A 21,381-nucleotide genomic window follows, 5' to 3' on the forward strand; every position below is an offset into this window, starting at 1 on the left:
GCCGCGGGGCACCGGCGCGGCGCTCGGCCGGATCCGGTGCCCTGCGGACGGGAGAACTCAGAAGTCGAACACGGCCCCCGCGGCGGACGCCGCCACGCACTGGTTGCCGAACTCCTTCTCGAAGTGCACCGGGCGGCCCTGCCAGGTGCCGTGCGCCGTGCCGACCACCGGCTTCAGCTCCATCGTGCACTGGCCGGTGTGCGCCTGGCCGAGCTGCTCGAAGTCGCCGCCCGCCGTGGTCAGGCTGTCGCAGGCCGCCGCCGCGTTCGGGTGCGAACCGCCCACCGGCTCGCAGCGCAGCGACACCGTGCGCGGCAACTCCGCCCGGTCCTTCGCCGCGATCGTCAAGGTCAGGTCGCTCTGCGCCGCAGCCGCGCCCGCCGTCGCCGGGGTGAGCACGAGGACGGCCGTCGCCGCGAGCAGAAGACCGCGGATGAAGCGGGTGGCAGCCATGTCGGTGCGCCTCCAAGAGGTAGTGGGGAAGACTCCGCACAGATCTATCGGCAGCGGCCCCGCGATTTCCGCACCTGCGACCGAAGATCACCAGATCGTGGGGTTCACGGACGGGGAGGTGGTCACCCTCGGCTCATCTGGATCGAGCGCCGTGGCTGGAGTGGATCACTCCAAAGTGGAGAGGATGAGGCTCGGTGCGGAGGCGTCCGTTCGTTCGAACTTCGGTGACCGGAAGGTTCCCTTGCCCGCACCGGTGACCGGAAGGTTCCCTTGCCCGCACCGGTGACCGGAAGGTTCCCTTCATCGCACTCGTGACCGGAAGGTTCCCCTGCTCGCCCCGGCCCACGCCGGTCGCGTCCGCACCTGCGATGTGACCGGAAGGTTCCCTTCATCGCACCCGTGACAGGAAGGTTCCCCTGCTCGCGGCCGGCCCGTCAGCCGTACAGCTCGTCCAGCACCTCGGCGTACTTGGTGTGGATGACGCGCCGCCGCAACTTCAACGCGGGACTGAGCTCGCCACCCGCCGCACCCCACGGCCGGTCCAGCACGCGGTGCGCGCGCACCTGGCCGGAGCTGCCCAGCGCGGCGTTGGCCGCGTCCACCGCGCGGTCCACTTCGGCCAGCACCTGCGCGTCGCGGGCGAGCTCGGCGAGATCGGTGGTGCCGATGCCGTGCGCGGCCGCCCACGCAGGCGCGGTGTCCTCGTCGAGCACGACCAGCGCGACGACGTGCGGCCTGCCGTCGCCGAAGGCGAGCGCGTGCCCGATCAGCGGGTGCGCGCGCAGCGCGTTCTCCACGACGCTGGGGGCGACGGTCTCCCCGTGCGAGTTGATGATCAACTCGCTCTTGCGGTCGGTGATGGTGAGGTAGCCGTCGTCGACGTGCCCGACGTCCCCGGTGCGCAACCAGCCGTCGGCGCCCGCCGCCGCCCGGACCAGGCCGTCCTCCTGCAGGTGCCCCGCGCAGACCACGGGCCCGCGCACCAGCACTTCACCGTCCTCGTCGATGCGGACCTCGACGCCGGGCAGCGGGGTGCCGACGGTGCCGAAGCGCACCGCGCCCGGCCGGTTGGTGGTGGCCCAGCCGCTGGACTCGGTCGACCCCCACGTCTCGAAGATGTCGAAGCCGAGCCCGGAGAACAGCTCCAGCAGGTCGCGGCGCAGCGGAGCCGCCCCGCTCGCGCCCCACACGGTGCCGTCGAGGCCGAGCCCGCTGAGCACCTCGTGCTTCTCGGCCGCGGTGTGCGCGGTGGGCTGGGCGCGGGCGAGGGCGGCGAGCCGTTCCCACATCCGCGGCACCCCGAAGAACGTGTGCGGACGAACCTGTGGCAGCACCCGCACGGCCTCGGCGATGCCGTTGCAGAAGTGCACGTGCGCGACGTCGTGGATGGCGCTGTAGACGTTGCCCGCGCGCTCCGACATGTGCGCCATCGGCAGGTAGCACAGGGTCCCGGCGTGCGGCGGCGCGCCCGTGACCAGCTGCCGGGCGGAGGCTGCGGCGAGCACGTTGCGGTGGGTCAGCACCACGGCCCGCTGCATCCCGATCGCGTCGGGGGAGTAGAGCACGGTCACCGGATCGTCCGGCACCACGTCCGCGGTGCGCCGCCGAACCAGCTCCGGGTCCTGCCGCAGCAGCCCGCCGCCGTGTTCGCGCAGCGTCGCCCAGGTGCGGAAGCGGGTGTCCTCCGCGGGGATCGCGGCCTCGTCGACGACGATGACGTGGCCGAGCGCGTCCGGTTCGCGCAGCGCCGCCGACCAGCGGCGCACGTGGTGGGCGTTGCCGAGAACGGCGATGTGCGCCCGGCTGTGCCGCGTGACGTCGCGGATCTCGCCGGAGCTCGACGCGGGGTGCACGGCGATCGGCACCGCCCCGAGGTGCGTGGCGGCGACGTCGGCCAGCCACTGCTCCGCGCCGTTCGACATCATCAGCACCACCGTCTGGCCGCGCTGCAACCCGAGGTCGGCGAAGCCCGCGGCGAGGTCCTGCACCGCCTCCGCCGCCTCGCCCCAGCTCCAGGTCCGGCCGTCCGCGGTCAGCGCCGGGTGGTCCCGGTGCTCGGTCGCGTTGCGCTCGAACAGGTGCGGGATGGTCGCGGTCAGCGTCGGTGCCGGTGATGTGCTCATGTGGCTCCTCCACTCACGAGGCGGCCACGTGCGTGACGCGAGGTTCGTGGTGACCTCGCCGATGAAACCGCACCGGAGGCCCGTTTGGCCAGTAGGCGGACGGGTGCCGTCGGGAGCGGGGTGCGGGGGCCCGGCTGCACCGCGTGTTCGAGGCTCGTGCCTGGCGCGCCCCCGGGTTCGGCCGTCCGAGGAGCCGGCTCGCTCGAACGGGCCGCTGTCCGGATCGCTACCGGTGACCGCCGAGCGCTCGGCGCACCGGCGGCGGGCCGGGTGACAGGAAGGTTCCCTTCACCGCACCCGTGATCGGAAGGTTCCCTTCATCGCACCGGTGATCGGAAGGTTCCCTTGCTCGCGCCGGTGGCAGGAAGGTTCCCTTCCTCCGATCAGACGTGGTCGCGGATGACGTCGTTGATCGCGTTCTGGAACCCGTTGACGAGCACGTGGATGGTCAGCGGCCGCAGCTGCTGGGTGGCGACGTGCACCCGTTCCCGCTCTTCTTCGGGCCGTCCGCGTTCGAGGTAGGGCCGCAGCACGTTCGCGGCGAACAGTTCGCGCAGCTCGACGGCGATCTGCGAGGTGTGCTGCTCGACGATGTCCTTGGCTTCGAGGAGCATGCCCTGCGGCAGGTCGAGGTCGAGGATCTGCAGCCCGACGCCGAGCATGGCGGAGTTGGACAGCCGCACCCGGCTGAGGTCGTCGTCGAGGGCTTGGAGGATGCCGAGCGAGATGAGCTTGCCGACGAGGTCGTCGTCGAGCTGCCGCCCGGCGCGCTGGCTGAGCTCGTGCCGGGTGAGGTCTTCGCTCTGGTCGCTGGTCCACGGCGCGAGCAGTGCGCGGTGCAGCGCGAGGTCTTCGGCCGTGGCGTCGTCGGGGATCCGCTCCAGGTGCCGTTCGATGGCGGAGAGGGTGAACCCGAGCGCTTGCAGTTCCCGGATCAGGTCGAGCCGCGCCAGGTGGTCGCCGCCGTAGAGGCCCAGCCGCCCGCGGAGCCGGGGCGGGGGCAGCAGACCGCGGGACGCGTAGAAGCGAACGGTCCGCACGGTGACGCCGGCGCGCGCGGCCAACTCGTCGATGGTCAGCTCTTCGTCCGCGGTTCGGAGCATGGTCGGGGAGCTTACTCCTTGACCGCTGTGACACCAACGATGTAACACTGATTGCGTCGCGACACGGTGTCGTGCGCGGCGTGCGGCCGCTGGCGGAGAGGTGCAGGCGTGACGGCAAGAGGTGACGGCCCCCTCGCGGGCCTGCGGGTGGTGGAGCTGGCGGGCCTCGGACCCGCTCCGTTCTGCGGGATGCTGCTGGCGGACCTGGGCGCGGACGTGGTCCGCGTCGGCCGTCCCGGCGGGGCTCCCGGCGAGCACGACCTGCTGGACCGGGGCAAGCGCGCGATCTCGGTGGACCTCAAGCACGAGCAGGGCCCGGAGACGGTGCTGGCGCTGGCCGAACGCGCCGACGTGCTCATCGAGGGCTTCCGGCCGGGGGTCGCCGAACGCCTCGGCGTCGGCCCCGAGCAGTGCTGGGAGCGGAACCCGAAGCTGGTGTTCGGCCGGATGACCGGCTGGGGCCAGGACGGTCCGCTGGCGCAGACCGCGGGCCACGACATCGGCTACATCGCGTTGAGCGGCATGCTGCACGCCATCGGCCGCAGCGGTGGCCCGCCGCAGGTCCCGGCGAACCTGCTGGGCGATTTCGGCGGCGGCGCCCTGTACCTGGCGGTGGGCGTGCTGTCCGCGGTGCTGAACGCGCGCAGCACCGGGCAGGGCCAGGTCGTCGACGCGTCCATCGTGGACGGTGCCGCGCACCTGGGTTCGATGCTGTTCGGGTTCGCCGCCGCCGGCGCGTGGCAGGAGCGGCGCGGCACGAACCTGCTCGACACCGGCGCGCCCTACTACGACGTGTACGAGACCTCCGACGGCGAGCACGTGGCGGTCGGCGCGCTGGAACCCAAGTTCTACGCCGAGCTGGTCGACCGACTCGGCCTCGACGACCTCCCGGACCGCGACGACGCGGCGAACTGGCCCGCGCTGCGCGAGCGGTTCGCCGCGACCTTCGCGAGCCGCACCCGCGCCGAGTGGACCGAGGTCTTCGACGGTTCCGACGCCTGCGTCGCCCCCGTGCTGTCCATGAGCGAAGCCCGGGAGCACCCGCACCTGCAGGCCCGCGGCACCCTGCCCAGCCCCGGTGGCGTGCTGCAGCCCGCGCCCGCACCGCGGTTCTCCCGCACCCCGAGTTCACCGCCGCGCCCGGTCCCCGCCCCGGACACTGCGGTGCTGGCCGACTGGCAGGTGCCCACCGCGGCGGACCTGCTGGCGTCCGGCGCGATCCACCAGGCCCGAGAGGAAGCGTGACCCGCATGCGCAGGGAACTGTTCGAAGCCGAGCACGAGGCGTTCCGCGAGACCGCCAAGGCGTTCATCGCCAAAGAACTCCTCCCGCACCAGGAGGAGTGGGAGGCCGCGGGCGTCGTCAGCCGCGACGCGTGGCTGGCCGCCGGCGAGCAGGGCCTGCTCGGCATCGCCGTCGACGAGACCTACGGCGGCGGGGGAGTCGACGACTTCCGGTTCAACGTGGTGTTCGACGAAGAGCTCGTCAACGCCGGTATCAACGGCTTCGGCGTGCCCGTGCACAGCGACATCAACATCCCCTACCTGACCCGGCTGGCCACCGAGGAGCAGAAGCGGCGCTGGCTGCCCGGCTTCTGCACCGGCGAGATCATCAGCGCCATCGCTATGACCGAACCCGGAGCGGGCAGCGACCTGCAGGGCATGCGCACCACCGCGGTCCGCGACGGCGACCACTACGTGCTCAACGGGCAGAAGACGTTCATCTCCAACGGCATCAACGCCGATCTGGTGATCGTCGCCGCCCGCACCGACCCGGACGCGGGCGCGCAGGGCATCAGCCTGCTCGTCGTCGAGCGCGGCATGGACGGTTTCGAACGCGGCCGCAACCTGGAGAAGATCGGGCAGAAGTCCCAGGACACCGCCGAGCTGTACTTCAACGACGTGCGGGTGCCCGCGGCGAACCTGCTCGGCGAAGAGGGCCAGGGCTTCATCTACCTGATGCAGAACCTGCCGCAGGAACGGCTGTCCATCGCCGTCGCCGCCGCCGCCAGCGCCGAGAAGATCCTGGAGATCACCAAGCAGTACTGCCGGGACCGCACCGCCTTCGGCCGCCCCATCGGCAAGTTCCAGAACACCCGTTTCGAACTGGCCGAGATGGCCACCGAGGTGCAGATCGGCCGCGTGTTCGCCGACCGTTGCGTCGCCGACCACGTCCGCGGTGAACTGAGCGTGGAACACGCCGCCATGGCCAAGTGGTGGCTCACCGAGATGAACAAGCGCGTCGTGGACCGCTGCCTGCAGCTGCACGGCGGCTACGGCTACATGCTGGAATACCCCGTCGCGAAGGCGTTCCTCGACTCGCGCGTGCAGACCATCTACGGCGGCACGACCGAGATCATGAAGGAGATCGTGGGGCGCTCGCTGGGGATCTGAGTCGGAAGAGGTGCGGCATGGACTGGATGGTCACCCCCGCGGCGGACCGGGCGCTGTCCGACGTGCTGCCCTCCGCGCTGGCCGCCCTCGGCACCGCCGGGTTCACCGACGTGCTCGGGATCCCGCGGTGCCGTTCGGCGGCCGTGCTGCTCGTCGACGGGCTCGGCTGGTCGCTGCTGCGCGAGCACGCCGCCGACGCGCCGGCGCTGAACTCGCTGGCCACCGGTGAGCCGCTCGTCGCCGGATTCCCCACCACCACCGCCACCAGCATCACCTCGCTCGGCACCGGGCGGCGCGCCGGTGAGCACGGGATCGTCGGCTACACCTTCGCCGAACCCTCCGGCGGTCTGCTGCACCCGCTGGCGTGGGTGAGCCGCGGCGCCGACGGGCGGCGGCGCGGGCTGCTCGACGAGTGGCCGCCGGAAATCGCCCAGCCCACCCCGACCGCGCTGGAACGCGCCGCCGAAGCCGGGGTGGCCGTCCGCTCCGTCGCGCCCGCCGAGTTCGGCGGGACCGGGCTGACCAGGGCCGCGCTGCGCGGCGGCGAGTTCCGCGGCGTGCACGCGCTCGGCGACCTCGGTGCGGAACTGCTCGCCGCGCTCGCCGAGCCCGGGCCCGCGCTGTGCTACGGCTACCACGGCCACCTCGACCTCGTCGGCCACGTGCACGGGCCCGGTTCGTTGCCGTGGCGGATCCAGCTCGCCCAGGTCGACCGGCTCGTCGACTCGCTGCTGCAACGGCTGCCCGCCGAATCGGTGCTGCTCGTCGTCGCCGACCACGGCATGGTCGCCGTCGACCCGGCCGACGCCGTCGACGCCGACTCCGAACCCGCGCTGCGCGCCGGGCTGCGGCTCATCGGCGGCGAACCCCGCGCCCGCCACCTCTACCCGCTGCCGGGGGCGCGCGACGACGTGCTGCACGCCTGGCGGGACGTGCTGGGGGAGCGCGGCGCCGTCGTGACCCGCGAGCAGGCCGTCGACGACGGGTGGTTCGGCCCCGTCGTCACCGACGAGGTGCGCTCGCGCATCGGCGAGGCCATCGCCGTGCTGCGCGACGGCGCGGTCGTGCGGTCCGCGGCCGAACCCGGCGAATCCGCGTTGCGCGGCCACCACGGCTCGCTCACCGCGGCCGAACAGCACGTGCCGCTGCTGATCGCGCGGGGATGAGCGCGGCGCGCCGGTGACCGGTCGCGTCCGGGCGGCCGCCGGGAACGGTTCCGGGCTCGTGGTCGCCGGTGACGGTCCGTCGGTGCAGCGCCGATCGCGTTCGTCCGTCCTGCGTCGGCCGGTTCTGCGTCGGCCGGTTCTGGGGTCGCGGGTTCTGCGTTCGTCGGTTCAGCGGAGGAAGGAGTCGCGGGAGAAGTCCTCGTCACCGGGGTCGTCGTCGCGGCGGGGCCGGTTCGGGCGGGACCGCGGCGGCTGGGCGGGCCGGTCGGCCGCGGGCGGTGCCGGTCTCGGCGCGGGTTCCGCCGCCGCGTCGACGTCCGCGGGCGGCTGCGCCCCGTGCGCCTGGTAGGCCTCGCGGAACTGCTCGGCCCGATCGCCCAGCACCGGTTCCACGGTGGCGTTCATCGTCTCCGCGGCCCGCTGGGTGGCCTGCCGGATGGTCTGCACGATCGTCTGCTGCAGCTCGGTGTGCGAGCAGCGCATCGCCTCCGGGCTCAGCCGCAGGTCGAGCACCGCGCCGGACGGGGCGACGGTCACGGTGACCGCACCGTCCTGGCTGCGCGCCTCGCCGCGGATCTCGCTCATCTTGTCCTTGAGCTGCGCCGCGGCCGCCGCCTGCTCCTCGAAACGGGACAGCATCTCCCGGACGCGCTGCTGGGCGCTGGACATGAAAAGTCTCCCCGACTTCCGAACGTTTTCAGAGAGCGTAGCCAGTGCTGGTGGCGCGCCGCGGACGTTCCGCGGTTTCCGCTCCGCGCCGAACCTCGGAGGTGGTGACGAGGAGCACAATGGGGGTGCGGCGACGCCTCGTCGGCCTCTTGTATCTATGCGGCGATCCGCCTAGAGTTCCCGACGGCCGGAATGTTGTTTCCGCATAGCGAAATCCTCAGTGGTGAGGAGGCGTGCCCATGTCCACCACCAGCGCCACGACCGCCCCCGACCTCGACCGGCTCGTGCGGCACCTGCGCACCGCGCTGCCCGAACGCGCGGTGATCACCGATCCGCAACGGCTGCGCACCTACGAATGCGACGGGCTCGCCAGCCACCGCGTCGTGCCCGCCGTCGTCGTCCTCCCGGAAACCACCGAACAGGTCCAGCACGTCGTCACCGCCTGCGCCGAGCAGGACGTGCCGTTCGTCGCGCGCGGCTCCGGCACCGGCCTGTCCGGCGGGGCGCTCCCGCACTCCGACGGCGTCCTCATCGTCACCGCCAAGATGCGCCGCATCCTCGACGTCGACATCGCCAACGAACGCGCCGTCGTCGAACCCGGCGTCATCAACCTCGACGTCACCCGCGCCGCCGCCCCGCACGGCTACTACTTCGCGCCCGACCCCTCCAGCCAGCAGGTCTGCTCCGTCGGCGGCAACGTCGCCGAGAACTCCGGCGGCGCGCACTGCCTCAAGTACGGGTTCACCACCCACCACGTGCTCGGGCTGCAGGTCGTGCTGCCGAACGGAGAACTCGTCGAACTCGGCGGCACCGCCCGCGAAGCACCCGGCTACGACCTGCTCGGCGCGTTCATCGGCAGCGAAGGGACCCTCGGCGTCGTCACCCGGATCACCGTGCGGCTGCTGCGCGCACCCGAAGCCGTGCAGACCCTGCTCGCCGGCTTCCGCACCACCGACGACGCGGGCGCCGCCGTCTCCGCCATCATCAGCGCCGGAGTCACCCCCGCCGCCATCGAGATGATGGACGCGCTCGCCATCGAAGCCGCCGAACAAGCCGTCCACTGCGGATATCCCGACGGAGCGGGTGCCGTCCTCGTCGTCGAACTCGACGGGCCCACCGCCGAAGTCGAGCACACCTTCGCCGAGGTGAAGCGGCACTGCGACCGGCACGGGGCCTTCGAGATCCGCGTCGCCGCCGACGACCAGGAACGCGCCACCATCTGGAAAGGCCGCAAATCCGCGTTCGCCGCCGTCGGCCGCATCAGCCCCGACTACATCGTCCAGGACGGGGTGATCCCGCGGACCGCGCTGCCCGAAGTGCTCGGCCGCATCGCCCGCCTCTCCGCCGACTCCGGCGTCCGCGTCGCCAACGTCTTCCACGCCGGAGACGGGAACCTGCACCCGCTCGTGCTGTTCGACGACGCCGAGGACGGCGCCGCCGAACGCGCCGAAGCCGTCTCCGGCGCCATCCTCGACCTCTGCATCGAACACGGCGGCTCCATCACCGGGGAGCACGGCGTCGGCGCCGACAAGGTCAAGTACATGGGGCGCATGTTCACCGACGACGACCTCGACACCATGCAACTCCTGCGGTGCGCGTTCGACCCCGCCGGGATCTGCAACCCCGGCAAGGTGTTCCCCACGCCGCGGCTGTGCGGCGAAGTCCCCGGACCCCGCCGCGGCGTGCACCCGCTGACCGAAGCAGGATTGGCGGACCAGTTCTGATGACCACCACCCGCGCCGCCCTCCACGACCGGCTCGGCGACCGCCTCCGCGACGCCACCGAACACGACGAGATCGCCGGCATCCGGCCCCGCTGGGTCGTCACCGCCGCCGACACCGCCGACGTCGCCGACGCGCTGCGCGCCGCCGCCGAACACGACCTCACCGTCGTGCCCCGCGGCTCCGGCAGCAGACTCGACTGGGGACCGGCGCCCACCTCCGCCGACCTGCTGCTCGACCTCGCGCCCTGCACAGGCATCCTCGAACACGCCGCGGGCGACCTCGTCATCAGCGCCCGCGCCGGAACCCCGCTGCGCGCGCTGCACGACACCGCCGCCGCAGCAGGTCAACGGCTGCCCATCGATCCGCCGCAGCCCACCGCCACCGTCGGCGGCGTCGTCGCCACCGGCACCTCCGGACCCGCCCGGCACTACTTCGGCGGAATCCGCGACCTGCTCATCGGCATCACCGTCGTCCTCGCCGACGGGACCACCACCACCTCCGGCGGCAACGTCGTCAAGAACGTCGCCGGATACGACCTCGGCAAGCTCTACACCGGATCCTTCGGCACCCTCGGCGTCATCACCGAAGCCGTGTTCCGGCTGCACCCCCTCGCCGCCGAACACCGCTGGATCAGCAGCACCACCCACGACCCCGGCGACGCCGCAGGCATCGTCGACGCCCACCGGCACAGCCAGGCCATGCCCACCGCCATCGAACTCGACCGGCCCGAACCCGGCGGACCCATCACCATCACCGCGCAGCTCGAAGGCCGCCCCGACGCCACCCACGCCCGCGCCGACGCGCTCGCCCGCACCGTCGGCGGCGAAGTCCACGAGCACCCGCCCGGCTGGTGGGGCGCGCACCCCTTCCCCGCCGACGGCACCGGCCTGCGCATCGGCACCGAACCGGCCGCGCTGGCCGACCTGCTCCGCGCCGCCGACCGAGCCGCCACCCGCACCGCACTGCCGCTCGCGCTGCGCGGCGCCGCCGGACTCGGCGTCCTGCACGCCGGACTCCCCGGCACCGCCGACCCCGCCGCCACCACCGAACTCGTCACCGCGCTGCGCGCACTGCCCGGCTACACCGCGCTCGAACGCGGCACCCCCGCCGTCCGCGCCGCCCTCGACCCGTGGGGGCCGCGACCCGCCGCGCTCACCGCGCTCGACCGGCAGCTCAAGGACCGCTTCGACCCCGGACACCGACTCGCCCCCGGCCGCCACGCGGGAGGAATCCGATGACCGACACCGAACCCGACGACGTGCTCCGCGGCGGAGCGTTCGACGCGCTGCACCCGCCGCAACGCGAACTCGTCGACGACTGCGTCCACTGCGGGTTCTGCCTGCCCAGCTGCCCCACCTACGACCTGTGGGGCGAAGAGATGGACTCGCCGCGCGGCCGCATCTACCTCATGAAGGAAGGCCTCGAAGGCGAACCCATGACCGACACCATGGTCGGCCACATGGACGCCTGCCTCGGCTGCATGGCCTGCGTCAGCGCCTGCCCCTCCGGAGTGCAGTACGGCACCCTCATCAACGAGACCCGCGCCCAGATCGAACGCAACCACACCCGCGGGCGCTGGGAGAAGCTGCTGCGCACCGCGATCTTCACCCTCTTCCCGCACCCGCGCAGGCTCCGCGCGCTCCGCGGACCCCTCGCCCTCTACCAACGGCTCCGCATCGGAGCACTGCTGCGCCGCACCGGGATCACCGACGCGCTGCCGCCTCACCTGCGCACCATGGAATCTCTCGCACCGCCCATCACCCGGGCGCCCCGGCTCGGCCGCCGCGTGCCCGCCCGCGGACCGCGCCGCGCCACCGTCGGCATGATCACCGGCTGCGTGCAGAGCGCCTTCTTCCCCGACGTCAACGCCGCCACCGCCCGCGTCCTCGCCGCCGAAGGGTGCGACGTCGTCATCCCACCCGCGCAAGGGTGCTGCGGCGCGCTCAGCGAACACTCCGGCCGCGAAGCCGAAGCCACCGCCTTCGCCCGCGCCCTCCTCGACACCTTCGAGCAGACCCGCGTCGACCACGTCGTCATCAACTCCGCGGGCTGCGGCTCCACCCTCAAGGACTACCCGCGGCTGCTGCGCGACGACCCGCACTACGCCGCCAAGGCCGAACGGTTCGCCGCCCAGGTCCGCGACATCACCGAACTGCTCACCGAACTCGGACCCGCCGCCACCCGGCACCCGCTGCCCGCCGCCGTCGCGTACCACGACGCCTGCCACCTCAGCCACGGCCAAGGCATCCGCCGCCAACCCCGCGACCTGCTGCGCGACATCCCCGGCATCGAACTCCGCGAAATCGATCGCGGCGAACTGTGCTGCGGCTCCGCCGGGATCTACAACCTGCTCCAACCCGACGCCGCCCGCGAACTCGGCGACCGCAAGGCCGGCCACGTCCGCGACACCGGCGCGCAACTGCTCGTCACCGCCAACCCCGGGTGCTCCATGCAGATCCGCGCCGCCCTCGAACGGCGCGGGGAAGCCATGCCGATGGCGCACACCGTGCAGGTGCTCGACGCGGCCATCCGCGGGGTGGGGGTGGACGGGTTGCTGCGGGGTTGAGCGCGGGGGTGGCAGGAAGGTTCCCTTCATCGCACCGGTGACCGGAAGGTTCCCTTGCTCGTGACCCGACGGCCGGAACCTCGGCGTCGGCGCCGCGTGACAGGAAGGTTCCCTCCACCGCACCGGTGACTGGAAGGTTCCCTTGCTCGGAGCCCGCAGCGGACGTCTCGTCAAGGCGCTGAGCGCACCCCGAACCCGGGCCGGACGGCGCTACCAGCGGCAGTGGTGCGCGGTTATCGTCGCCGTCTCGGCCCGTCGGCCTCCGCCACGAAGGAGTGGTCGTGTACCAACAGATCCTGGCCCCGCTGTTCGGTTCGCTCGGCTGGAGCGCCCTCGCGGCCGCCCTGCCGCTGCTGGTCCTGTTCGCCCTGCTGGGCGTCGCGCGCATGACCGCGTGGAAGGCCTCGCTCATCGCGTTGGCCGTCGCGCTCGCGGTCGCGGTGTTCGTGTACCCGATGCCGGTCGACCAGGCCCTGCTGTCCGCCGTGCTCGGCGCGGCCTTCGGCTTCTTCCCGATCCTGTGGATCGTCATCAACGCGATCTGGATCTACCAGATGACCGTCACCACCGGGCACTTCGACGTGCTGCAGCGGAGCTTCTCCCGGGTCAGCGGGGACCGGCGGATCCAAGCGGTGATCATCGCGTTCTGCTTCGGCGCGCTGCTCGAAGCACTCGCCGGCTTCGGCACCCCGGTCGCGATCACCACGGTGATGCTGCTGGCGCTCGGGATCAGCCCCATGACCTCGGCCGTCGTGGCGCTCGTCGCGAACACCGCGCCCGTCGCCTACGGAGCGCTCGCCTCGCCGCTGGTCACGTTGGCCAGCGTCACCGAACTGCCGCTGGACGAGCTCGGCGCCATGACGGGCAGGCAGACCCCGGTTCTCGCGGTGATCGTGCCGATGGTGCTCGTCGGCATCATCGACGGGGTGCGGGGCGTGCGCGAAACCCTCCCGGCCACCCTCACCTGCGGCATCACCTTCGCCGTCGCCCAGTTCGCCGCCGCGAACTACGTGTCCGTGCCGCTGACCGACATCATCGCGGCGCTGCTCGCGGCCGGGGCGACCGTGCTGCTGCTGCGGGTGTGGACGCCGCGCGGAGCGGAACCGCCCGCGACCGGAGGCGCCGACGGGCGCGGTGACGTGCTCCGCGCCTACGCGCCATACCTGATCATCATCGCGGTGTTCGTCGTCGCCCAGCTCGGGCTCGTCGCCGACCTGCTCGAGACCGTCACGCTCAAGTTCGGCTGGCCAGGGCTGGACGTCCGCGACGCGGGCGGGGACGCGCTGTCGCTCACCGAGTTCAAGCTGAACTGGCTGTCCAGCGCCGGATCGTTGCTGCTGATCGCCGGGCTCATCACCATTCCGGTGATCGGGATCCGGGCGCGCGACGCGCTCGGCCGCTACGGCGCCACCTACCGGCAGCTCGCGTTGCCGATCGTCACCGTGATGGCGGTGCTCGCCATCGCCTACGTCATGAACACCTCGGGGCAGACCGCGACGCTCGGCACCTGGATGGCCGCCACCGGCGGGCTGTTCGCGTTCCTCTCGCCGATCCTCGGCTGGCTCGGCGTCGCCGTCACCGGATCCGACACCTCGTCGAACTCGCTGTTCGGGGCGCTGCAGGTGACCGCGGCCGAACAGGCCGGGATCGAACCGATGCTCGCGGCCGCCGCCAACGGATCCGGCGGTGTGCTCGGCAAGATGATCTCCCCGCAGAACCTGGCGATCGCCGCGGGAGCCGTCGGCATGGCCGGGCGTGAAGGGGACCTGTTCCGCCGCGTCCTGCCGTTCAGCCTCGGATTCCTGCTGCTGATGTGCGTGCTGGTGGCGTTGCAGTCGACGCCGGTGCTGTCCTGGATGACCTGAGCAGGGGAACCTTCCGGTCACCGCTGCGGGGAAGGGAACCTTCCGGTCACGGCGCCGCCCTCACCCGTGCCGACCGGGTGCGAGGAAGGGAACCTTCCGGTCACCAGTGGCAGAAAGGTTCCCTTCCTCGCGCCCGCATGCCATTGACTGTGACAGTGCTGGTGTCACACTCTGGATGGAGAACCAGGCCGCAACGAGGAGGCACGTCGCCCATGTCCGAGGCGCTCGTCTACGAAGCGATCCGCACCCCGCGCGGACGCGGCAAGAAAACCGGCTCGCTGCACGGGACCAAACCGATCAGCCTCGTCGTCGGACTCGTCGACGAACTCCGCAGGCGCCACCCGGGCCTCGACCCCGAGCTGATCGACGACCTCGTGCTCGGCGTCGTCTCCCCGATGGGCGACCAGGGCGGCGACATCGCCAAGACCGCCGCGCTCGCCGCCGGCCTGCCCGACACCGTCAGCGGCGTCCAGCTCAACCGCTTCTGCGCATCCGGGCTCGAAGCCGTCAACGTCGCCGCCCAGAAGGTCCGCTCCGGCTGGGAGGACGCCGTCCTCGCCGGCGGCGTCGAATCCATGTCGCGAGTGCCGATGGGCTCCGACGGCGGCGCCTGGGCGATGGACCCCGAGACGAACTTCGACACGTCCTTCGTGCCTCAGGGCATCGGCGCCGACCTGATCGCCACCCTCGAAGGCTTCGACCGCGCCACCATCGACGCCTACGCCGCCGAATCCCAGAACCGGGCCGCCAAGGCTTGGGCCGACGGCCGCTTCGCCCGCAGCGTGGTGCCGGTCGTCGACCGCAACGGCCGCACCGTGCTGGACCGCGACGAGCACATCCGGCCCGGTACCACCGCCGACTCCCTGGGCGGTCTCCAGCCGTCGTTCGCCGCCATCGGCGACATGGGCGGATTCGACGCGGTCGCCCTGCAGAAGTACCACTGGGTGGAGCGCATCGACCACGTGCACACCCCCGGCAACTCGTCCGGCATCGTCGACGGCGCCGCGCTCGCCCTCATCGGCAGCGAGAGCCTCGGCGACCGCACCGGCCTGCGCCCGCGCGCCCGCGTCGTCTCCACCGCGCTCAGCGGAGCCGACCCGACGATCATGCTCACCGGCCCCGGACCCGCCGTGCGCAAGGCGCTCGCCAAGGCCGAGCTGACCATCGACCAGATCGACCTGGTCGAGATCAACGAGGCCTTCGCCGCGGTGCCGCTGCGGTTCATGAAGGAATTCGACCTGCCGCACGAGAAGGTCAACGTCAACGGCGGCGCCATCGCCATGGGCCACCCGCTCGGCGCGACCGGTGCCATGATCCTCGGCACCCTCATCGACGAACTCGAACGCCGCGAGCAGCGCTACGGCGTGGCCACCCTGTGCGTCGGCGGCGGCATGGGCATCGCCACCGTCATCGAACGGCTCGGCTGAACCCACCCCGCACCGACCCCGGCACCGGCCGCCGCGCCGCGATGAAGGGAACCTTCCTGCCACCGGTGGCAGAAAGGTTCCCTTGCTCGCACCCCGCCGGCCGGTGTTCGCGAACCACGAAGGGCACCTACGCCATGAGCGACCAGAGCACCATCCGCTGGACCGAGGACGCCGACGGCATCGTCGTGCTCACCCTCGACGACCCCCAGCAGCAGGCGAACACGATGAACGACCGCTACCTGCGGTCGATGGAAGAGACCGTGCAGCGCCTCCAGGCCGAGCGCGAGAAGATCACCGGCGTGGTGATCACCTCGGCGAAGAGCACCTTCTTCGCGGGCGGCGACCTGCGCGACCTCGTCAAGGTCCGCCCCGCCAACGTCGAGGAGTTCGCCGAGGTCAGCGCCACCAGCAAGCGGCAGCTGCGCGCCCTGGAGACGTTGGGCGTCCCGGTCGTCGCCGCGCTGAACGGCACCGCCCTCGGCGGCGGGCTGGAGATCGCCCTCGCCTGCCACCACCGCATCGCCCTCGACGGCCCGAAGACCCGCTTCGGCCTGCCCGAGGTCACCCTCGGCCTGCTGCCCGGCGCCGGCGGCGTCGTCCGCACGGTCCGCATGCTCGGCATCGCCGACGCCCTGCTCAAGGTCCTCACCCAGGGCCAGCGGCTGCGCCCGGAGAAGGCCAAGGAGATCGGCCTCGTCGATGAGGTCGTCACCGACGCCGACGCCCTCCTCGACCGCGCCAAGCAGTGGATCAAGGACAACCCCGGTGCCGTGCAGCCGTGGGACGAGAAGGGGCACAAGATCCCCGGCGGCACCCCGTCGAACCCGAAGTTCGCCGCGAACCTCCCCGCGTTCCCCGCGAACCTGCGCAAGCAGCTCAAGGGCGCCCCGATGCCCGCGCCGAAGAACATCCTCGCCGCCGCCGTCGAAGGCGCCCAGGTCGACTTCGACACCGCCCTGGAGATCGAAGGCCGCTACTTCGTCGACCTCGCCAGCGGCCAGACCTCGAAGAACATGAGCAAGGCGTTCTTCTTCGACCTCCAGCACATCAACTCCGGCGGCAGCAGGCCCGACGGGTTCGAACGCTGGACGGCGAACAAGGTCGCCGTGCTCGGCGGCGGAATGATGGGCGCGGGCATCGCCCACGTGTGCGCGAAGGCGGGCATGCAGGTGGTGCTCAAGGACGTCTCCGCGGCCGCCGCCGAGAAGGGCAAGGCCTACTCGGAGAAGATCCTCGACAAGGCCGTCGCCAAGGGCCGCACCACCGAGGCCGAACGCGACGAGGTCCTCGCCCGCATCACCCCCACCGACCAGAACGACCAGCTCACCGGCTGCGACCTGGTCATCGAGGCCGTGTTCGAGGACACCGCGCTCAAGCACCGGGTGTACGGCGAGATCGAAGACGTCATCGACGGCGACGCCCTCATCGCCTCCAACACCTCCACACTGCCGATCACCTCCCTCGCCGAAGGCGTGCGCCGCCGCGAGGACTTCATCGGCCTGCACTTCTTCTCGCCGGTCGACAAGATGCCGCTCGTCGAGATCATCCGCGGTGAGCAGACCAGCGACCGCGCGCTGGCCAGGGCGTTCGACGTCGTGCAGCAGATCAAGAAGACGCCGATCGTCGTCAACGACAGCCGCGGCTTCTTCACCAGCCGCGTCATCGGTACCTTCCTCAACGAGGGCGTGTCGATGCTCGGGGAGGGCATCCACCCGGCCACCGTCGAACAGGCCGCCAACCAGGCCGGATTCCCCGCGCCGGTGCTGCAGCTGTTCGACGAGCTCACCCTCACCCTGCCGCGCAAGATCCGAGCCGAGACCAAGCGCGCGCTCGAAGCCGCCGGCGGCACCTGGAGCCCGCATCCGGCCGACGAGATCCTCGACCGGATGGTGGAGGAGTTCGAGCGCCCCGGCCGGTCCGGCGGTGCCGGGTTCTACGAGTACACCGACGGCGTCCGCGCCGGGCTGTGGCCCGGACTCGTCGACGAGCTCGGCGCGGGCAGCATCGACCCGTCGGAGGTCGTGCTCGAGGACCTCGTCGAACGGCTGCTGTTCATCCAGGCCGTCGAAACGGTCCGCTGCCTGAACGAGGACGTGCTGCGGTCCGTGCCGGACGCCAACATCGGCTCGATCTTCGGCATCGGCTTCCCCGCGTGGACCGGGGGAGTGGTGCAGTACATGAACGGCTACCCCGGCGGCCTCCCCGGATTCGTCGAGCGCGCCCGGGCGCTCGCCGAGCGCTACGGGGAGCGCTTCACCCCGCCGGCATCCCTGGTTCGCAAGGCTGAAGCCGGCGAGTCGTTCGACCTCGGCGAGCCGGACGCCGAGATCGTCAGCGCTACCTCCGCGGCGTGACCACGAGGTCGCCTTCCGATCACCGGTGACCGGAAGGCGACCTTCCGCGCACCGCAGTCCCCCGCCACGGGGCGGTCCGGAGCATGCGAGCAAGGGAACCTTCCTGTCACCGGTGGCAGAAAGGTTCCCTTGCTCGCACCGATCCCGGGCGCGCGAAAAGGGCGCCGGACCACTGGTCCGGCGCCCCTTTTCGCGTTCGGTGCGCGCCGCGGCGCGCCCGTTCTCAGGTCAGCGCTGTCCGGGCAGCTGCGGCAGCCCGGTGGCGAGGCCGTGCACGACCTGCCCGGGAACGGACGTGAGCTCGTCGGCCTTGGTCATGTCGGCGACCTTGCCCGCGGCGGGCACCACGTCGCCGACCTCCGGCAGGTCGCCACCGCGGAAGTCGTGCTTGAGCAGTTCGTCGGGCCGGGCCGCCGGGCCCACCGTGTAGCCCTGCGCGGCGGTGAGCGCGACCGCGGTGTCCCCGGTGGACACGCCCTGGTGGTCGGGCTGCCGCGGGCCGATCTCGCCCTTGAGGAATCCCCCGCCGGGGGCGTGCGAGTCGACGATGCCGGTGTGCCGCGGCTCGACGTCGAAACCGATGGTCGGGCGGGTCTTGGCGAGCCCTTCGACCCGGAGCCGCTCGTCGCCGATGTGCTGCGAGATGCGGGTCAGCTTGGCTTCGTCGAGCTGCTTGCCGTCGCGGAGCTCACCGGCCACGCCGTGCGTGGTGGTGACGATGTCGGCGCCGACCTGCTTGACGACGTTCGGTGCTTCGGCGCGCAGCTGCGCGTCGACGCAGGGCGCCTTGGTGCTGTTGAAACCCGGAGCGTCCTGCGCGCTGCAGGCGTTCACCGGCACGGTGGCACCGATGGTGTCGGGCACCGTGGACAGGTCCGGCTTGGCCAGGTCGGGAGTGGGCGCTGCCGAGGCGGTGCCTGCCCCGACTGCGGCGAATCCCGCAGCCACGACGGCTGCTTGCAGGGTGCGCGTGGTCCAGGGGCGCAAGATCAGTTCTCCTTGGTGTCGCGGGTGGGGCTCGGTTCCCGGCCCGGCGCCGGGGTGCGGTGCCGGGACGGGAACCTCGTGAAGCCGCCCGGTGCGGGTGCTGACGACCCGATCGGGTCATGCGCCAACTCCAGACGATCAACGCGCTCCACATCGGCGCTTTGCGAACCGACCTTGATCCCTCGATAGGGGATGCCGCTCGATCGAGTGGTTTTGGCCCGCTCGTCCTGCGGAGGGAGGTGCGGGCTGGTTCAGGCCTGCGCGACGAGGCTCGGGCTGATCAGGGCCATCAGGTGCCGGGTGGCCTCTTCGGCGGTGATCTCGGAGCGCTTCTCGCGCCAGAGCGCGAGCCGCTCGCACGCGCCGATGATCGATTCGGCGAAGGCTTCCAGCTGCACCTGGTCCAGGTCGGGCCGGGACGCTTCGAGCAGCCGGGCGGTGAGGTCGGTCTGCTGCTGCCGGGTGGCTTCGAGCGCGGTGTTGACGGTGGCGAGCGGGATGGCGGCTTCGGTGCGCAGCAGCGCCCAGGACTGGGCGTGCTCGTCGCTGAAGCGGAAGAAGGCGAGCAGGCAGTCGTGCAGCAGCTGGTGGGCGTTCTCGCCGGCTCCGGCAGCGGCTTCGGTGGTGGCCTCGAGCAGTTCGCGCCGGGCGCGTTCGACGCAGGCGAGCAGCAGCCCTTCCTTGGAGCCGAAGTACTCGTACAGCATCGGTTTGGACAGCCCGATCCGGTTCGCGATGTCGTCCATGGAGCTGGCCTGGTAGCCGTTGGTGGCGAACACCTGCTCGGCGACGGCCAGTATCTGCTGCTCCCGCTCCGCCCGGGGGAGGCGTTTGCGTCGTCCTGCTGGGGCGGAGTGGTCGTCGGCGTGCTGCACGTTCACGGTTCCGACCTTATCGAGAATCGGTCCACCGAACCCTACCGGAGGTAACTTACTCATAGTAGGCTACTTGGAAGTAGGTGGCTGATCAGGGAGGGCTGGAATGACACAGGCGTCGGCACAGCGGTACGACACGTCCGTCGTCATCGTGGGCACCGGGTTCGCCGGCATCGGCACGGCGATCAAGCTCAAGGAAGCGGGCATCCACGACTTCATCGTGCTCGAGAAGGACGACGACCTCGGTGGCACCTGGCGCGACAACACCTACCCGGGCTGCGCCTGCGACGTCCCGTCGCTGATGTACTCGTTCTCCTTCGAGCAGAACCCGAACTGGTCCAGGCTGTTCGCCCAGCAGCAGGAGATCTGGGACTACCTCCAGCACTGCGCCGACAAGTACGGCATTCGCGAGCACATCCACTACGGGGTCGAGTTCACCGGCGCCGAGTACGACGAAGACCGCCGCAACTGGCACGTGCGCACCGCCTCCGGCACCGAGTACGTCGGCCGCGCGCTCGTCTCCGGCGTCGGCGCCCTCCACATCCCCAGCTATCCGGAAGTCGACGGCATCGAGCGCTTCCAGGGCGAGGTGTTCCACTCCGCGCAGTGGAACCACGACTACGACCTCGAAGGCAAGCGGGTCGCCGTCATCGGCACCGGTGCCAGTGCCATCCAGTTCGTGCCCCAGGTCGCCGAGCAGGCCGCCAAGCTGCACCTGTTCCAGCGGACCCCGCCGTGGGTGCAGCCCAAGCCCGACCGCGAGATCCCGCGGAGCATCCGCACGCTGTTCCGCCGCGTCCCGTTCGCGCAGCGCATCGCGCGCGCCGCCGTCTACTGGGTCCTCGAACTCCGCTCCGTCGCCGTGCTGCGCAGCAAACTGCTGGGGAAGATCTCCGAACACCTCGCCAAGCGCTACATCCGCAGCGTCGTGCGCGACCCGCGGGTGCGCGAGGCCGTCGTCCCGCGCTACTCCATGGGCTGCAAGCGGATCCTGCTCTCCAGCGACTACTACCCGGCGCTGAACAAGCCCAACGTCGACCTGCGCACCAGCGGCGTCGCCGAGGTCAAGGAGAACTCGATCGTCACCGGCGACGGCGAGGAGCACCCCGTCGACGCCATCATTTACGGCACCGGATTCCACGTCACCGACGCATTCGACCACCTCGAGATCGTCGGGCGCGGCGGGCGCAAGCTGCAGGACGCCTGGAAGAACGGCATGCAGGCGCACCTGGGCATCACCGTCTCCGGCTTCCCCAACCTGTTCTTCCTGCTCGGCCCGAACACCGGCCTCGGGCACAACTCGGTCGTGTTCATGATCGAATCGCAGATCAACTACGTGCTCAGCTGCCTGCGGCCGATCCTGCGCGGCGACGTCGACCAGGTCGACGTGCGGCAATCCGTGCAGGACGAGTTCAACGACAGGATCCAGCACCAGCTCGGCGGGGCCGTCTGGTCCGCCGGTGGCTGCCAGAGCTGGTACCTCGACGTCAACGGCGTCAACCGCACCATCTGGCCCGGCTTCACCTGGAACTACTGGCTGCGCACCCGCAAGGCCGACCCGGCGGACTTCGAGGTCACCGCCGCGTCCGGGCACCGTTGATGGTTCGCACGGGCGTTCGATATAGTCGGGTCCGTCATTGCTGGAACAGCCCCGGCTGACTTCACCCGGTGTGGGG

16 protein-coding genes are annotated in these 21,381 nt (G+C 71.4%); 10 read left to right on the forward strand and 6 right to left on the reverse strand.

Going from position 1 to position 21,381, the window contains the following annotated elements; all coding sequences use genetic code 11:
* Window positions 1-57: 57 nt before the first annotated feature.
* From H1226_RS04765 to H1226_RS04775, 3 genes are all read right to left on the reverse strand, one after another.
* Window positions 58-453 carry a subtilase-type protease inhibitor gene (locus tag H1226_RS04765; protein ID WP_258347443.1) on the reverse strand — a complete coding sequence of 132 codons (396 nt, stop codon included), beginning with the start codon at window positions 451-453 and terminating at the stop codon, window positions 58-60.
* A gap of 434 nt (window positions 454-887) precedes the next feature.
* Complete coding sequence (locus H1226_RS04770; RefSeq protein ID WP_258347446.1) at window positions 888-2,576, reverse strand: AMP-dependent synthetase/ligase; 1,689 nt, start codon at window positions 2,574-2,576, stop codon at window positions 888-890.
* 383 nt (window positions 2,577-2,959) lie between these two features.
* The gene (locus H1226_RS04775) at window positions 2,960-3,679 is read right to left on the reverse strand and encodes a MerR family transcriptional regulator (protein ID WP_258347448.1); all 720 of its coding nucleotides are present in this window, start codon (window positions 3,677-3,679) and stop codon (window positions 2,960-2,962) included.
* A 108-nt stretch (window positions 3,680-3,787) separates the two neighbouring features.
* Here H1226_RS04775 and H1226_RS04780 point away from each other — a divergent pair, with 108 nt between their 5' ends.
* The 3 genes from H1226_RS04780 to H1226_RS04790 are packed head-to-tail and all read left to right on the forward strand — an operon-like array spanning window position 3,788 to window position 7,238.
* On the forward strand, window positions 3,788-4,924 hold the full coding sequence (locus H1226_RS04780) for a CaiB/BaiF CoA transferase family protein (protein ID WP_258347450.1): 1,137 nt from the start codon (window positions 3,788-3,790) through the stop codon (window positions 4,922-4,924).
* A 5-nt stretch (window positions 4,925-4,929) separates the two neighbouring features.
* On the forward strand, window positions 4,930-6,072 hold the full coding sequence (locus H1226_RS04785; RefSeq protein ID WP_224958300.1) for an acyl-CoA dehydrogenase family protein: 1,143 nt from the start codon (window positions 4,930-4,932) through the stop codon (window positions 6,070-6,072).
* Between the two features lie 17 nt (window positions 6,073-6,089).
* The gene (locus H1226_RS04790; RefSeq protein ID WP_258347453.1) at window positions 6,090-7,238 is read left to right on the forward strand and encodes an alkaline phosphatase family protein; all 1,149 of its coding nucleotides are present in this window, start codon (window positions 6,090-6,092) and stop codon (window positions 7,236-7,238) included.
* A 168-nt stretch (window positions 7,239-7,406) separates the two neighbouring features.
* On the opposite strand, the gene H1226_RS04795 is transcribed toward H1226_RS04790, so the two are convergent.
* Window positions 7,407-7,907, reverse strand: a complete 501-nt coding sequence (locus H1226_RS04795; protein WP_258347456.1) for a YbaB/EbfC family nucleoid-associated protein — start codon at window positions 7,905-7,907, stop codon at window positions 7,407-7,409.
* Between the two features lie 239 nt (window positions 7,908-8,146).
* Here H1226_RS04795 and H1226_RS04800 point away from each other — a divergent pair, with 239 nt between their 5' ends.
* The 6 genes from H1226_RS04800 to H1226_RS04825 all read left to right on the forward strand — a co-directional run bounded on the left by H1226_RS04800 (window position 8,147) and on the right by H1226_RS04825 (window position 17,843).
* Window positions 8,147-9,631: an FAD-linked oxidase C-terminal domain-containing protein gene (locus tag H1226_RS04800; RefSeq protein WP_258347458.1), complete on the forward strand. Its 1,485-nt coding sequence runs from the start codon at window positions 8,147-8,149 to the stop codon at window positions 9,629-9,631.
* Complete coding sequence (locus H1226_RS04805; RefSeq protein ID WP_258347460.1) at window positions 9,631-10,869, forward strand: FAD-binding oxidoreductase; 1,239 nt, start codon at window positions 9,631-9,633, stop codon at window positions 10,867-10,869. The genes H1226_RS04800 and H1226_RS04805 overlap by 1 nt, the downstream gene beginning before the upstream one ends.
* Window positions 10,866-12,197, forward strand: a complete 1,332-nt coding sequence (locus H1226_RS04810; protein WP_258347462.1) for a (Fe-S)-binding protein — start codon at window positions 10,866-10,868, stop codon at window positions 12,195-12,197. Before H1226_RS04805 ends, H1226_RS04810 begins: the two co-directional genes overlap by 4 nt.
* Before the next feature lie 281 nt (window positions 12,198-12,478).
* Window positions 12,479-14,062: an L-lactate permease gene (locus H1226_RS04815; RefSeq protein WP_258347464.1), complete on the forward strand. Its 1,584-nt coding sequence runs from the start codon at window positions 12,479-12,481 to the stop codon at window positions 14,060-14,062.
* 212 nt (window positions 14,063-14,274) lie between these two features.
* A complete protein-coding gene (locus H1226_RS04820) occupies window positions 14,275-15,489 on the forward strand; it encodes an acetyl-CoA C-acetyltransferase (protein ID WP_258347467.1) in 1,215 nt (404 codons plus the stop codon).
* Window positions 15,490-15,623: 134 nt separating this feature from the next.
* Entirely contained in the window at window positions 15,624-17,843 is a 2,220-nt protein-coding gene (locus H1226_RS04825; RefSeq protein ID WP_258347469.1) for a 3-hydroxyacyl-CoA dehydrogenase NAD-binding domain-containing protein, read from the forward strand.
* A gap of 228 nt (window positions 17,844-18,071) precedes the next feature.
* Here the strand turns inward: H1226_RS04825 and H1226_RS04830 are convergent, their stop codons facing one another.
* Window positions 18,072-18,791: a hypothetical protein gene (locus tag H1226_RS04830; protein ID WP_258347471.1), complete on the reverse strand. Its 720-nt coding sequence runs from the start codon at window positions 18,789-18,791 to the stop codon at window positions 18,072-18,074.
* Between the two features lie 290 nt (window positions 18,792-19,081).
* On the reverse strand, window positions 19,082-19,711 hold the full coding sequence (locus H1226_RS04835; protein WP_258347474.1) for a TetR/AcrR family transcriptional regulator: 630 nt from the start codon (window positions 19,709-19,711) through the stop codon (window positions 19,082-19,084).
* Window positions 19,712-19,811: 100 nt separating this feature from the next.
* Between H1226_RS04835 and H1226_RS04840 the strand changes: the two genes are divergently transcribed.
* Window positions 19,812-21,305, forward strand: coding sequence for a flavin-containing monooxygenase (locus tag H1226_RS04840; protein ID WP_258347476.1), 1,494 nt, complete (start codon window positions 19,812-19,814; stop codon window positions 21,303-21,305).
* The last annotated feature ends 76 nt before the right edge of the window (window positions 21,306-21,381 follow it).

Origin of the sequence: Saccharopolyspora gregorii, assembly GCF_024734405.1 — a bacterium.
Classification (GTDB): Bacteria; Actinomycetota; Actinomycetes; order Mycobacteriales; family Pseudonocardiaceae; genus Saccharopolyspora_C; species Saccharopolyspora_C gregorii.